The organism is Corallococcus terminator, assembly GCF_003611635.1.
Lineage (GTDB): Bacteria > Myxococcota > Myxococcia > Myxococcales > Myxococcaceae > Corallococcus > Corallococcus terminator.
Genome location: NZ_RAVZ01000798.1, coordinates 1 through 466 on the forward strand (window position 1 = coordinate 1; position 466 = coordinate 466).

At 81.3% G+C, this 466-nt stretch carries 1 pseudogene; it reads right to left on the reverse strand.

The features are described 5' to 3' along the window. Nucleotides 1-176 precede the first annotated feature (176 nt). Nucleotides 177-466, reverse strand: a pseudogene (locus tag D7V88_RS42185) (hypothetical protein); the annotation flags it as partial.

Genomic DNA, 466 nt, shown 5'->3' on the forward strand with positions numbered 1-466 from the left:
CCCCGCTCAACCGCGCCGTCCTCGCCCTCCTGCGCGCGATCGTCCCGGGCTGAGCCCGAGCGGGGATCAGCCCCGGAGGCCCGGGCTGAGCCCGAGCGGGGATCAGCCCCGGAGGCCCGGGCGGGGATCAGCCCCGGAGGCCCGCCCGGATCAAACCCCGGAGGACCGGGCGGGGATCAGCCCCGGAGGCGGGCGGCGGCCGTCGCCCAGCGGGCGAGCAGCGCCTCGGCGTGCCCGGCGTCGACCGCCGCCGCCGCGCGCTCCCGGCCCCGGGCGACCGCGGCGTGGAGGTCGGTCGCGTCCGCGCCCAGTGCCTCGTCGTAGGCCGCGAGGGCCGCCCCGGCGTTCAGGAGCACCGCCTCGCGCACGGGCCCCTCCTCCCCCGCGAACACCGCACGGGCCGCGGCCGCGTTGACCGAGGCGTCCCCTCCGCGCAGGTCGCCGGGCGCCGAGACCGGCACACCGA